This window comes from Glycomyces arizonensis DSM 44726 (genome assembly GCF_000482705.1).
Classification (GTDB): domain Bacteria; phylum Actinomycetota; class Actinomycetes; order Mycobacteriales; family Micromonosporaceae; genus Glycomyces; species Glycomyces arizonensis.
Map to the genome: position 1 here is coordinate 23,507 of NZ_AXWO01000007.1, position 12,865 is coordinate 36,371.

10 protein-coding genes are annotated in these 12,865 nt (G+C 68.6%); 5 read left to right on the forward strand and 5 right to left on the reverse strand.

Going from position 1 to position 12,865, the window contains the following annotated elements:
- Positions 1–15: 15 nt before the first annotated feature.
- The 3 genes from H613_RS25285 to H613_RS0108100 all read right to left on the reverse strand — a co-directional run bounded on the left by H613_RS25285 (position 16) and on the right by H613_RS0108100 (position 4,016).
- Positions 16–1,686, reverse strand: coding sequence for a collagen-binding domain-containing protein (locus tag H613_RS25285; protein ID WP_051393102.1), 1,671 nt, complete (start codon positions 1,684–1,686; stop codon positions 16–18).
- A 207-nt stretch (positions 1,687–1,893) separates the two neighbouring features.
- Positions 1,894–2,943: a hypothetical protein gene (locus H613_RS0108095; protein ID WP_026923398.1), complete on the reverse strand. Its 1,050-nt coding sequence runs from the start codon at positions 2,941–2,943 to the stop codon at positions 1,894–1,896.
- 17 nt (positions 2,944–2,960) lie between these two features.
- Complete coding sequence (locus tag H613_RS0108100; protein WP_026923399.1) at positions 2,961–4,016, reverse strand: hypothetical protein; 1,056 nt, start codon at positions 4,014–4,016, stop codon at positions 2,961–2,963.
- 120 nt (positions 4,017–4,136) lie between these two features.
- Here H613_RS0108100 and H613_RS0108105 point away from each other — a divergent pair, with 120 nt between their 5' ends.
- The gene (locus H613_RS0108105; protein ID WP_026923400.1) at positions 4,137–5,612 is read left to right on the forward strand and encodes an outer membrane protein assembly factor BamB family protein; all 1,476 of its coding nucleotides are present in this window, start codon (positions 4,137–4,139) and stop codon (positions 5,610–5,612) included.
- 158 nt (positions 5,613–5,770) lie between these two features.
- Here H613_RS0108105 and H613_RS0108110 read toward each other — a convergent pair whose 3' ends face one another.
- Positions 5,771–6,916 (reverse strand): DUF5925 domain-containing protein, encoded by a 1,146-nt coding sequence (locus H613_RS0108110; RefSeq protein WP_084546458.1) that lies wholly within the window; start codon positions 6,914–6,916, stop codon positions 5,771–5,773.
- A gap of 131 nt (positions 6,917–7,047) precedes the next feature.
- On the opposite strand from H613_RS0108110, the gene H613_RS25290 reads away from it, so the two are divergent.
- The 4 genes from H613_RS25290 to H613_RS25295 all read left to right on the forward strand — a co-directional run bounded on the left by H613_RS25290 (position 7,048) and on the right by H613_RS25295 (position 11,800).
- On the forward strand, positions 7,048–9,102 hold the full coding sequence (locus H613_RS25290; RefSeq protein WP_156925900.1) for a bifunctional copper resistance protein CopD/cytochrome c oxidase assembly protein: 2,055 nt from the start codon (positions 7,048–7,050) through the stop codon (positions 9,100–9,102).
- 8 nt (positions 9,103–9,110) lie between these two features.
- Entirely contained in the window at positions 9,111–9,518 is a 408-nt protein-coding gene (locus H613_RS0108120; RefSeq protein WP_026923402.1) for a YkvA family protein, read from the forward strand.
- A 46-nt stretch (positions 9,519–9,564) separates the two neighbouring features.
- Positions 9,565–10,740 carry a trans-sulfuration enzyme family protein gene (locus tag H613_RS0108125; RefSeq protein WP_026923403.1) on the forward strand — a complete coding sequence of 392 codons (1,176 nt, stop codon included), beginning with the start codon at positions 9,565–9,567 and terminating at the stop codon, positions 10,738–10,740.
- Positions 10,741–11,020: 280 nt separating this feature from the next.
- Entirely contained in the window at positions 11,021–11,800 is a 780-nt protein-coding gene (locus H613_RS25295) for a class I SAM-dependent methyltransferase (RefSeq protein ID WP_051393104.1), read from the forward strand.
- A 163-nt stretch (positions 11,801–11,963) separates the two neighbouring features.
- Here H613_RS25295 and H613_RS0108135 read toward each other — a convergent pair whose 3' ends face one another.
- Positions 11,964–12,854 carry a 5-oxoprolinase subunit C family protein gene (locus tag H613_RS0108135; protein ID WP_026923404.1) on the reverse strand — a complete coding sequence of 297 codons (891 nt, stop codon included), beginning with the start codon at positions 12,852–12,854 and terminating at the stop codon, positions 11,964–11,966.
- Between the last annotated feature and the right edge of the window lie 11 nt (positions 12,855–12,865).

A 12,865-nucleotide genomic window follows, 5' to 3' on the forward strand; every position in this document is an offset into this window, starting at 1 on the left:
TCCTATGACACTCGGTTACTGGAGTCGGCGTCGGCGCTTGCTGAGTATCAGCACCGCCGTGCCGGCCGCCAGCAGGGCTACTGCTGCGATGCCCAGCGGGATCAGCGTGGAACCGGTGGTCGCGAGCATCCCGCCGGGTTCGTCCGGAACGACCGGCGCCTCGGAGTCGGGCGCTTCAGAGGACGGTGCCTCCGAGCTCGGGGCGCCGCTCGTTGGCGCTTCAGAAGTCGGCACCTCGGAACTGGGCACCTCGGAGCTCGGCATGTCGCTCGTCGGCATGTCCGTGGTGGGCATGTCGGTGGTCGGGACATCGGTGGTCGGCATGTTCGTCGTGGGTTCGTCCGTGGTGGGTTCGTCGGTCGTGGGTTCGTCGGTCGTGGGTTCGTCCGTGGTGGGTTCGTCGGTCGTGGGTTCGTCGGTCGTGGGTTCGTCCGTGGTGGGTTCGTCCGTGGTGGGTTCGTCCGTGGTGGGTTCGTCGGTCGTGGGTTCGTCGGTGGTCGGCTCATCGGTGGTCGGTTCGTCGGTCGTGACCGACGGGCTCGGCTCGACGTCCGACTCGCAGCTGAGCTCGGCGTCGAACGGGAAGTAGTGCGTCTCCCCGCCGTTGAACTCGACCGTTCCGAGCCGGGCGTTCGCCGCCACGATCTGGCCTTCGACGTTGGTGGCGCTCAAGTCGGTGAAGTCGGCGTCGGGAGCGTAGATGCTGCCTTCCACGCTGTCGCCGCCGATGAGCGTCAGTTCGGTGGTGTCGTTGAAGTTCCACAGGATGTAGGGCGCCTGCGCACCGCCGATGCCTGCCTGGGTGGCGACGTCCCAGTCGAAGACGCCGCCCGTAGCGGAGGCGTCGACGTTGATCAGCAGCGGCCTGTCGGCCGTCGGCGCGTTGACGAAGGTCAGATCGCTCATGTTGTTGAGGTCCTCGCCGGTGACGTTGAGGACGTTGGTCTGGCCATCGGTCAGCTCGATGTAGATCTGCTGGTTCTCCTGGACTTCGCCCTTCGCGACCGGCGAACCGCCCTCTCTGCTGTCGAGCATCGTCACGGTGTTCGCGCAGACCGCGAGATCGTCCGAGTAGGACCGCATATCGGCGAAGGCCGTACCGAAGTCGATCGGCGAGGACGCCACCGTGTCGGCGGGCTGCCTCACGACAGTCTCCACGCGCGGCGGCGGATCGTCGTAGACCGAGCCGATGGGGGCCAGCCGAGTCGGCTGGCTCGCGCCGTTGTTGTCGGTGGTGAACACTTCGGTGCCGGTGAGGTCGCCGACCTTCACGTACCCGTTGCCGAGCACTTTGGCGATGCCGGCCGTTGTGCTGCCGTCCCAGTCCATGCGGCCGCCGACGACCAGGGAGCTCGGCAGAGGGTCGTTCCCATCGAAGAAGGTGGCGTTGTCCTGGATGTCGATCTCGTAGAGACCCTGCATGGCGAGGTTGCCGCCGGTCGCGAGGGGGCCTTCCATCTCGTGCTCCGTCAGAACGGTGTCGCCCTCGATGAAGGCGTTGAAGTCCAGTGCGGGATCGAGCGGGTTGAGTGAGGCCACATCGGCGAGCGCCGCCTGCCTGGTGCCCGAGACGGCCAGTGCGGCGAGGCCGACCGCCGCGACGGCGCCGACGATGCCGAGGCGGCCGATCAGCGACTGGCGCCGTGAAGGCGCGCTCGACCGCGCCGAGGCGAGCGAATTGGACACTGTTTCCCCCATGCGAACCGTATTGCCACGACCGGGGGCAGTCGAGAGCATACGTTACATTCAATGGGCGTCGTCTGCTCGGTAAACCGTGGAATGTCCGAAATCGCGTGTTGAAGCTCCGGTGGCCGCCGCAGATGATCGGTTCACCGATCGGTGTGTTTGCGACCGTGGCGGTGTGCTCGGCACTGGTCCGTTCGTGAAGGACACTCAGGTCAATCCGCGGCCACAGGTGGAGGAGAGGTCCTCAGTGGAGGTGAATTCGAACTGGCCGCCGGCGAGCAGGTTCACGTCGACGGAGGACAGGCTGATCCTGCACCGGCCTTGGAGCGATGTGCCGGTGCCCTCCCATTTGGGGACGCCGCTGCCGGACAGCGTCACCCACCCGGGCGCGACGGTGGTGAGCACCATGTCGGGACCGATCCGCAGATGCGGGTACACGTCCACGGTCCACGTCAAGTCCTGGACCTCCTCGAACTCCGTGATGCCGTCGTCGACAATGCCGGGACCGTAGGAGGACGACTCGGCCGAGAAGGGGCAGCCCTCCGGCGCGGCCTCCTCGCTCTGCGCGCAGAAGTCGATCCAGGCGGCCAGATCGGCGTTGAGCTGTTCTTCAAGCCCGCCGTTGGACGCGATCGCGCCGCCCGCCAGGCTCGTCAACGCTATGGGCAGGTCCTGCGGCATGGCGAGGAACGACACCGCGTTCTCGCCCGAGAAGCCCTGCACGTCCTCGAACAGGTCGTACGAGCCGGGGAACAGTGCCACCTGCGCCATGCTGTACTCCTCCAGCACTTGAGGAACGTTCCACTGGCCGTTCAGCTCGAGTGCTTGGAGCGGCCCCGAGGGAACCGCCAAGTACATGTAGGGGTTGGTGATGCGCGGCCCCTCATCGGCGTCCTCCACGACGAAGACGGTTTCCGCAGTCTGGCCGCCGGAGCTGATCACGGCGTGGACGTAGAGGTCGGAAGCGGACCGGTGCGCCACGGATTCGATCTCCCAGTCCCCCGAGAGCGCCTCCTCGGTGAGCCAGGACTTGTCGGCCTCAGGGAACAAGCCCTCGCCGATGTACTCGTTCGCGGCCTCGACATCGCCGTCGCGCAGCGCTTCGAGGTAGTCGGTGACGACCTGGACCTGCTCGTCATCGTCGCCGCCGATTGCCGCGATCGGCCAGGCGAGCAGCGCCAGCAGCACCGCGAGCACCGCTTCGACGAGAATCGACCAGCGGCGCGGGCTCGCCCAGGCCAGGACCCGCTCGCGCATTCCGTGCTCCGTGCTGCTCATTCGGTCCCCCGGCAGGTGTCGGTTTCGGTCACGCCCAGCGGCGCGAGCTCGACGGCGTCGTCACCGCGCAGCAGGACCACCAGCTCGCCGCCGCCGAAGTGGCAGGCGGCGGTGAACGCATTCCAATGGTCGAAATCGGTCGTGCCCGTTCCCTGCAGTTCGAGCCGACCCGGTTCGTCAAAGGTGACGACGAGCGCCGGCTGGCTGTACAAGTCGATGCCGGGGGCCACCGTCACCTTCGGATACTCCGACACCGTCCACACCAGGTCTTCGATGTCCTCCACCCGCTGGTGGTCCACGGTGTCGACCTGGCCGTCGGTCGAGAACGGGCACCCTGGCGGATCGGGGAGCCGGTACTCCACGCACGCGTCGATGCGCTCGTTGACCGCAGCCTGGACGGCCGCGATCTGCTCGGGTGTCGGCTCGGCATCGGGGGCGCCGACGGTGATCGCCTCGGTCTCGTCGGCGTCGAGCAGCGCGACCGGTTCACTGCCGAAGAAGCGGTAGATGCCCGGCAGCAGTTCGTACCGCTGGTTCGGGGCATAGATCAGGTCCTGGTACGGCGCCTCCGCAACTCGCTCCACCACGCGGTCGTTGACCTGGAGTTCGAGCTGTGAGGAGGCCGCGAACGTCACCGGTTGGAACGGGTCCTGGATGGTCAGTTCGTCGTCGAACTCCTCGACGATGAAGCGACCCTCGGCGGTGCCGTCAGGATGCCCGATCGTCACCCGCACCACCGTCTCCGACGAGTAGCGGCCCTCGGACTCGGTGAGGTCGAGGACCTCCCAGTCGTCGTCGATGGCGTCGGGATGCAGGAACGCCGCTTCCTCTCCGACCGGGATGCTGCCGTCGATGTAACCGAACGCCCGATCGAGGTCCTTGTCGTGCACCGCCTCCAGGAAGGCCTCGACGATCTCGACTGGACTGTCGGGTTCGCGTGTCTCATCCCACACGGCGAGCGGGATGAGTGTCAGCAGCGACAGCAGGACGACCCAGCCGGTGCGCAGAGCTTCGCGGCGAGGTAGCGAGACGGGGGGCTCGGTCGTCGACATGGGCACATCCGGTAAGGCTCGGGGCTCGATCTGGCCGATGCTAGCGACCGGTCGCAAATTTGCCACCGCTCGTTATGGTGCCAAGTGACCAGGAGTGGACTCCGAGCCCGGGAGGACCCGATGTACGACGAGCGACGCGACCCCCACGGCATGTGGCGCGAGCTGCGAAGCTGGCCGCTGTACGTGCAGATCGGCGTCGCCGCGGTCGCGGTCGGTTCGCTGGTGCTCGCGTTCGCCCTTCCCGCCATCATGAGGCCGAGCCGCTCCGGCGAGGCGGATTGGCCGGACGGGGAGATCAAGGGGGTGAACAACACCATCACGGTCGACGAGGGCTCCACCGAATCCGAGCCCGAACCGCCCGAGAGCGTGAGCGTCTACGACGGCGAGCCGCTGTGGTCCTACCGGCTCGACGCCGACTCCGGCGCGGTGACCCAGGTCGACCAGGGGACCCTGGTCCGCACGGACGGCTCGCTGCGGTTGATCGCCGACGACGAGACCGTCTGGGAGCACACGTGGGAGGACTACGCCCCCGAGATCGGCGTCGCCGGGGAGGTCGTCGTCATCTCGGGTGAAGGGTCGGAGGACGTCCTGGAGGACGACGAGCCGTGGCCGGGCAGGCAGGACACGGTCGCGCTCGACCTCGGCACCGGCGAGGAGGTCTGGCACGACGAGGAGTCCTCGTTCGTGACGGTCTTCTCCGACGCGGTGATGATGACCGAGTGCACTGGTGAGCAGGACGACCACATCGGCGACTGCACCCTCTACGCGCGCGACCCGGTCGACCTGTCCACCCTCTGGTCGACGCCGACGTACGCGAGCGCGCGGGTCGTGTCGGGGAGTTCGTGGACCGGCGAGGCCGCTCCCGAGCGGCTCGTCGTCGAGTCCTTCCCGACCGGGCACGACAGCCGGACGGTCACCGTCTACGAGAACGGCGACAGCCTCGGCAGCGTGCCGACGCAGGCCAGTGTCGATCTCGCGGGCGACACCATGCTCGTCTACGACGACTGGGACGACAATCCGGCGGACGGCTGCACGGCCGCCGTCACCGCCTACCGCCTCGGCGAATCGGAGCCGGCCTGGGAGGCCGCTGTAGCGACGCGGAAGTCCGGCGACCTCAGCTCCTGCGGCGACCTGCCCGCGATCACCGCGTATGACGGCAAGCTGCCCTTGACGGTCGAGAACACCCCGGCCGTCGTCGACGTCGCCACCGGCGAGGCGGTCTGGACGGCACCGGCCGAAGGCCAGGCGTACGCGCTCAGCCCGGATGGCGGCACTCTCATCGCGACCGATTGGGAATCCGAAGAGGACAATCTGGTCGCGTACGACATCGGAACGGGCGAGGAACGCTGGCGCGCGACCGCCGATGTCGGCAGCCAGAGCCAGGCCACGGTGATCGGGTCGACGCTGTGGATCCACGGCGACGCGAGCATGTGGGGCTGGAGCGACTATAACGTTATAGCCTATAATCTCGATACAGGTGAAGGCGTCGCCCTGCCCGGCAGCGTCTCCGCCTTCGCGCCGGGCGAGATCATCATGACCGATGACGACTACGAGACACCGGAGCTCACGGCCTGGCCGGTCGACCTCTGGAGCTGAACGGGCCCGGTCCAGTGGCACCGCCGCACCGCACAAGCCAATCGTTATATCCTATAGCCGCTTGTGATTTATAGGATATACCCTATAGAGTGAGGATGGTTATAGGATATAACCTTCACACTGCTGTGGTTGGCCGTGTCGATTTCGCCGCAGAGACGCTAGAGGTACTGGCCGATGGACTGCTGCGGGATCCGCGGCTCGGTTGCCGTCGGGTCCGTGCCGCTGCGACGCGAGTACAGCTCCGCCAGCGTCATCGGACGCGTCACCGACTCGCCGCCCAGCCAGTCCGCCGACTCCGAGGGCGACAGCTCGCCCACCTCGATCTGCGCCAGGCACCGGCCCGGGCGCACCACCGCCGGATGCAGCCGGTCGAGCCGCTCGTTCGTCGTGATCGCCACCATGATCTCGCGGCCCTGCCCCAGCAGACCGTCCGTCAGGTTCAGCAGCCGCGCCAGCGACTGGCCCGACGCCTCCTTCGCCTCGCCGCGGATCAGCTCGTCGCAGTCCTCGAGGATCATCAGCCGCCAGCCCTCGCCCTTCGACTCGTCGTCGCCCAGGCTCAAGTCCATCTCCGAACCGATGATCACCTCCATCAGATAGGAGGGATCGGCGAAGAACGCCTCGGGGTCCAGCACCGTGTCCACCTGGCACCAGCCCGCCCACTCGCGCGCCAGCGCCCGCAGCGCCGTCGTCTTGCCCGTCCCGGGCGGGCCGTGCAGCAGCACCAGCCGCCCCGCCACGTCCGAGGACTGCGTCGCCATGAGCTTCCCCAGCGCCGAGGCCGAGCCGGACGAGTAGTTCTGCGCGATCTCGGGCCACTCGGGTGCCGCGATCGACCGCGTCGAACGGAACGGCCCCCGCGCCGAGCGGTACCAGAACCCCATGTCGACCTTGTCGTCGCCCAGCTCCTCCGGCGAGCCGGCCTGGTCGACGACGAAACCGGCGATCTCCTCGGCGCGCTCGCGCGTCTCGGCCGTCACCACCGCCTGGCCCGAGCCGTCGCGCCAACGCTGCGTGCGCAGCGTCCAGTCCCCGCCGCGCACGAGCTGAAGGAAGGAGGTGCCCGAGATCGAGCGGACCAGCTCGCCGCCCTCCGGGATCAGGTCGGCGTCGTCCCCGACCGCGTCGAGGGAGCGCACCACGGCGTGCGGTTGCGCCCCGGTGACATAGGCGTCCAAGCTCATGAGGTTGAGCACATTCGAAGGGTCGTCGGACCCGTCGAGGGTGAAGTGCATGTTGCCGAGGACACCGCCCGTTCCGTGCAGCAGGTTCATGATGTCGCCGCGTCGTTCAATGGTTCCCATTGCGAACCAGGATGCCTTATCGCCCCGACATCGCCGGTGCCCCGGTCGCAGCGGCCCGCCGGGGAGTCCTCGGCGACTGGCGACCCCACCCGGTGGGGCGTGAACTGGAACGATCCGTCAGGATGGGTTACGTGACCACGTCGACCGAGAGCAGCGAAAACACCGCCGACACCATACCCGTCGACGGCGCGGCGAACCGACCCGGCCCGCGCCTGTTCGGGCACTCCGGGTGGCGAGCGCTCGCCGTGTTCGCGGCCGCGGTGGTCGGCGCGGTCGCCGCGGTGATCGCCCTCCAGCTCGGCGGGGCCGTCGAGATCGAGGACCTGCCGGGCCTCTCTGCGGTCGACCCGGTCGTGACGTGGGCGTCCGGCCTGCTCAAGTACGTCTACGACCTCGCCATGCTCGCCGCCGTGGGATGCACCGTCGCCGCCGCCTGCTTCCTCCCCGGACGCGAGGGCGATCGGGCCCGACTCACCGCGCAGTCGTGGCGCTGGCTGCGCGTCGGCGCCATCGCCTCGGGCCTGTGGGCGCTGGTCGCGCTGGTGCGCCTGCCCGTCGAGTACGCGAACCTCGCCGCCCGGTCGCTGGACCAGGTCACGGCCGAGGACGTCTGGTTCTACGTCACCGAGTTCGAATCGGGTCAGAGCCTCGTGCTCGCCGCGCTGCTGGCCGCCGTCGCGGCCCTGTGCGCGGCGCGCTCGTTCCGCGTCTTCGGCGCGATGGCCGCCGCCGCGTTCGCGCTGCTGGCGACCCTCCCGCCGGTCTTCACCGGGCACTCCTCGGCCAACGGCAACCACCAGATCGCCGTCGACGGGCTCCTCATCCACGTCGTCGCCGCCGCCTTCTGGGTCGGCGGCCTGTTCGCCCTCTTCATCGCCCGCTCGAACCCCGGGACGGCCGCGCGCCGCTACTCGAACGCCGCCGCGTTCGCCTATCCGGCCATCGCCGCGTCCGGACTGGTCGTCTTCGTCGCGAACGTGGCCGTCACCGACCTGTGGGAGTCGGGCTACGGGCGCATCGCCCTCGCCAAGCTCGCCGTCCTCGCCGTCGGCGGCGTCCTCGGCTGGACGCACCGCCGCCGCACCCTCCCCGCCGTCGAGGCCGGCGACCGCCGCGCGTTCGTGCGGCTCGCCGCCGTCGAGCTGGCACTCATGGGCGTCGCCTTCGGTCTCGCCTCGTCCCTGTCGGTCACCCCGCCGCCCGCCGAGGAGCTCGCCGACCCGAACACCGCCGCGCTCGGCTTCCCCACGCCCGGGCCGATGACGTTCTCCTCGCTGGTCCTCGACTGGTACCCGTCGGTGCTGCTGTGCACCCTCGCCCTCGCGGGCGTCGGCTTCTACGTCGCCGGGGTCGTGCGGCTGCGCCGCCGCGGCGACGCCTGGCCGTGGTACCGGACCGCGCTGTGGATCGGCGGCTGGGCCGTCGTCGTCCTCGTCACCTCCTCGGGGCTCGGCAAGTACGGCCTGGTCATGTTCAGTGCGCACATGGTGCAGCACATGGCGCTCAACATGCTCGCGCCGGTCCTCTTGGTCCTGGCCGCGCCCGTCACGCTCGCACTGCGCGCGATCCCGCCGAACCGCGCCGGCGGCCCCCGCGAATGGCTGCTCGCGTTCGTCCACAGCCGCTTCTCGAAGGCCGTCGCCCACCCGCTGACCGCACTGCTGATCTACCTCACCAGCCTGTACGTCATGTACTTCACCGGCATGTTCGAGTGGGCGATGGGGTCCCACTTCGGGCACCTGTTCATGACCGCGCACTTCCTGCTCGCCGGGTGCCTGTTCTTCTGGGTGGTCATCGGCCCCGACCCCAAGCCGCGGCGGCTCACCTACCCGGCGAAGGTCCTGCTGTACTTCGTGTCGATCATCTTCCACGCCATCTTCGGGGTCACCCTCATGATGGGCACCAGCGTCATCGCCGCCGACTGGTACACCGGGCTCGCCCTGCCGTGGATGAACGACCTCCTCGCCGACCAGAAGGCGGGCGGCGGCATCGCCTGGGGCTTCGGGGAGATCCCGAGCCTGATCATCATCGGCGCCCTCATCGCCCAGTGGTCGCGCTCCGAGGAGCGCGAGGGACGCCGCCTCGACCGGATGGCCGAGCGCGCCAAGGCGAGCGGACACCTCGAAGACGACCCGCACGAGGTCTACAACGCCTACCTCGCCAGTCTCGACCAGGAACGGCGGTAGGCCCGGCCGTGGCCGAATGGCTCATCGGGCCCGCGGCACTGCTCCTGCTCGTCGTCGCCGGATGGGCGCTGCTCGTGCTGCTGGCGCGGCGGCTCCCGCCCGGGCTGCTGCGCGACCTGGCCGCGTTCATCCCCGACTGCGTCACCACCGTCAGGCGCCTCAAGGGCCACCCGGCGGTGCCCCGGCGCGCCAAGGTCGTCGTCGTGCTCGCCGGGGTCTATCTGGCCAGCCCGATCGACCTCATCCCCGAGTTCCTGCCGGTCATCGGCCCACTCGACGACGTCGTCGTGGTGGCCTTGGCGCTGCGCTACGCCGCCCGCAGCGTGCCTCCGGACGTGATCCTCGCGGCGTGGCCGGGCGAGCGACGGCTGATCGATCTCCTGATCGGAGTGCCGCGAGACGTTAGCGGAAATTAAGGACAATCCGTTGTTCGGCCTATGAAGCCGCCGTAACGTCGGTCAGATGAGCGATGAGCGCACGCGGTTCGAGACCCTGGCGGTGCACGGCGGCGAGCCGCGGCCCGCCGCGGACGGCTCGGTGGTCTTCCCGATCTACCAGGGCACGGTGTTCGAGTCCGCTCCAGGGAGCTCGGTGGACGACGTCAGGTATATCCGGCTCGGCACCAATCCCACGCAGCGTCACCTGCATCGCAGGCTCGCCGTCCTCGAAGGGGCCGAGGCCGCCGTCGCCACCGCCTCGGGGATGGCCGCCATCACCGGCGCGCTGCACAGCGCCTTGAGCGCGGGCGACCATCTCATCGCCGGCGGCACGTTCTACGGCGGGACGTACCGGTTCCTCGCCGAGTACGCGGAGCGCCTCGGCTGGACGTTCGACCTGGTCGATCCCGCCGACGCCGACGCCTGGGCGGGGGCGCTGCGCCCCAACACGAAGGCGTTCCTGGTCGAGAGCATCACGAACCCGCTCATCCGGGTCGGGGACCTGGCCGGAGTCGCCCGATTCGCGCGGCGCCACGGCCTGACCTCGATCATCGACAACACGTTCGCCACTCCGGTGAACTTTCGACCGCACGGTGTCGGTTTCGATCTGGTGTGCCATTCGGCTACCAAGGCGCTCAACGGCCACTCCGACATCGCCGCCGGGGTCGTCACCGGTTCGGCGCGGCGGATCGCGGCGGTCGCCTCGGTGCTCGGCGCCTACGGGGGGAGTCTCGACCCGCATGCGGCGTTCCTGCTCGCGCGCGGCCTCAAGACGCTGGCGCTGCGGGTGCGCGCGCAGAACGCCAATGCGCTCGCGCTGGCCGAGTTCCTCGCCTCGCATGAGCGGATCGCGCACGTCAGCCATCCCGGCCTGGTCTCGCACCCCGATCACGAGCGGGCGGTGGCGCTGTTCGACGGCTTCGGGTCGGTGCTGTCGTTCCGCCCGGTCGGCGGCGTGAGCGCGGCGGAGGCGCTGATCAAGTCGCTGCGTCTGCCCTATGCCGCTTCGAGCCTCGGTGGGGTGGAGTCACTGGTGACGCGACCGGCGATGGGCGCCCACACCGGGCCGGGGACGGTGGAGGCCGACGGCATCCACGAGGACCTCATCCGCTTCTCGGCGGGCATCGAGGCGACTGAGGACCTCATAGCCGACTTCGCCCAGGCTCTGGAGGGATTAGGGGCGCATCAGCAGGTCCCGTGAGTAGTCGACATCGCCCAGCGCGACATCGCCTAGGCCGGGAGGCATTGCCGCACACAGGTCATCCGGGCCAGGGCCCGCGCGCGACTTCGCTCCGGCCAGAGAGTCATTAGCGGTGCACTGCCGACGAACCGTCGCCTTACGGCATTGTCCTTCCTCCGCCCCGAAAGTGACTTTTCGCCCCCGCTGACCGGAGAAGGGCGCCGCTTCAATACTGTTGCCTCAGCGGGATCGACCGTCCGCGACGTCGTCCGAGGAGGCTGTGGTGCCACAATCCGACCGTATGCTGCTGATCGAGCTGGCGAACAGCGTGAATGAGCTGGCAGGAGCCATCAAGGAGCTGCGCGACTCGCAATCGGAGATCATGGGGCGCCTCGACTCGCTCGAGCAGCAGCTCAAACAGAATCGCGCGGCGGCGAAGGGCCAGACCCGCACCGGATACGCTCAGTTCGAGGATCTCCTCGCGCTCTACCGGGACATCGACCCGGGCCAGTCGCTGCCCCGCATGCGCAACTGGGCGGCCGGTCCCGAGCTGCTGCGCTTTCTCTACGAAGAGATCATGGAGCGTCGGCGCACTGGCGTCTTGGAATGCGGTTCGGGCACCACCACGGTGGTCATGGCCTATGCGATGCGCTCACTCGGCTCGGGCAAGGTGACCGCTCTGGAGCACAATCCGCACTACGCCGCCCTCACCCGTCACGAGCTGTCCGAGCGTGGACTCACCGAGTGGGCCGAGGTCGCCGACGCCGAACTGTCCGATGTGGTGATCGATGGTCAGGCGTGGCGCTGGTACGACGTGGAGGCAATCCCGTCCGGCGAGATCGACATGCTGCTGGTCGACGGCCCGCCCGGCGATACCGGCCCCCAGGCGCGATACCCGGCGCTGCCGTTGTTGGCGGACCGGCTTTCCGAGAGCGCTCTGGTCGTCCTCGACGACGCGAACCGCGCCGACGAGCGCGCGATCGTGCAGCGGTGGACCGAACAGTTTCCGCAATTCGAGTCGCAGCGACTCAGGCATGAGCGAGGAACGGTCGCCCTGCGCCGAGCCGACAACGGTGCATAAAATCTATAATCTATAACCTCGAAATTTATAGTCTATAAGCTGAATTACTGGCTTATAGGCTATAGAAAGCTAAAGACTCAAACGACAATGGGAGGTTATAGGTTATAGGAAAACACACGAGTGGGATGTCGGGGTGAAGGCGTCCACGGCGGAACCCTATATCCTATAGCATTTCTTGCCAGTGGGGCATGGGGATGGGAGCGAAGCGGATTCGGGTTCCCGGTCTGGCCTGCGCGGCGGCCGCTTGAGCCGCTGCGCCCACTACGCCGATCACCGGGTAGCCGCCGGTCGTCGGGTGGTCGGCGCCGAAGAGGATCGGCTGGCCGTTCGGGGGCACCTGTAGGCTCCCGGCGACAATCCCCTCACTGGGCAGTTCCGTTCCAGGGTCCTTGTGCCGCAACGAGGGTCCTTCCAGCCGCAGCCCGATCCGGTTGGAGTGCTCCGAGACCGTCCAGACGCCCTTGGTCAGCTCGTTCGCCGCGTCGGTGGTGAACCAGTCCAGCCGGGGGCCGAGGTGCAGCTTCATCACCAGCTCGTCACTCACCCCCGCCCACGGGGCGGGCCACTGGGTCGGCAGCGGTGGATGCGCCGGGCTCGGGCCCAGCGGGATCGTGTCGCCGTCCTTGATCGGAGCCGGGCCGAGCCCCGACAGCAGGCACGTCGAGTGCGAGCCGAGACTCGCCTTCGGATGCAGCCCACCGGAGAATGCCAGATAAGAGCGCACGCCGACCTCGGCCGGACCGGCGTCCAGCACCGATCCGGCGGCGAGTTTCACCGGCTGCCCCCACGCCTCGGGGCGCCCGTCGACGGTCACGGCGCACGGCGCGCCGCCGACCACGACGGTGACGTTGCGGTGCGCGCGAACGGTGCACCCGGTCAACGTCGTCTCCAGAGCGCAGGCTCCGGTCGCATTGCCCGCCAGTTGGTTCGCAAGTCGCCATGAAGGGCGGTCGGCTGCGCCCGAAGGCGGCACCGCCAGGTGCGCCCAGCCGGAGCGCCCGGCGTCCTGGCAGGTCGTCAAGACCCCGGAGCGGATGATCTCGATGTGGCTCATGCCTTCTCCTG

Excerpts from the sequence above, each read along its gene's own strand:
- H613_RS0108095 (WP_026923398.1), bottom strand. The coding sequence starts at position 2,943 with ATGCGCGAGCGGGTCCTGGCCTGGGCGAGCCCGCGCCGCTGGTCGATT.
- H613_RS0108105 (WP_026923400.1), top strand. The coding sequence starts at position 4,137 with ATGTACGACGAGCGACGCGACCCCCACGGCATGTGGCGCGAGCTGCGA.
- H613_RS0108125 (WP_026923403.1), top strand. The coding sequence starts at position 9,565 with ATGAGCGATGAGCGCACGCGGTTCGAGACCCTGGCGGTGCACGGCGGC.
- H613_RS0108100 (WP_026923399.1), bottom strand. The coding sequence starts at position 4,016 with ATGTCGACGACCGAGCCCCCCGTCTCGCTACCTCGCCGCGAAGCTCTG.
- H613_RS0108135 (WP_026923404.1), bottom strand. The coding sequence starts at position 12,854 with ATGAGCCACATCGAGATCATCCGCTCCGGGGTCTTGACGACCTGCCAG.
- H613_RS0108110 (WP_084546458.1), bottom strand. The coding sequence starts at position 6,916 with ATGGGAACCATTGAACGACGCGGCGACATCATGAACCTGCTGCACGGA.
- H613_RS25295 (WP_051393104.1), top strand. The coding sequence starts at position 11,021 with ATGCTGCTGATCGAGCTGGCGAACAGCGTGAATGAGCTGGCAGGAGCC.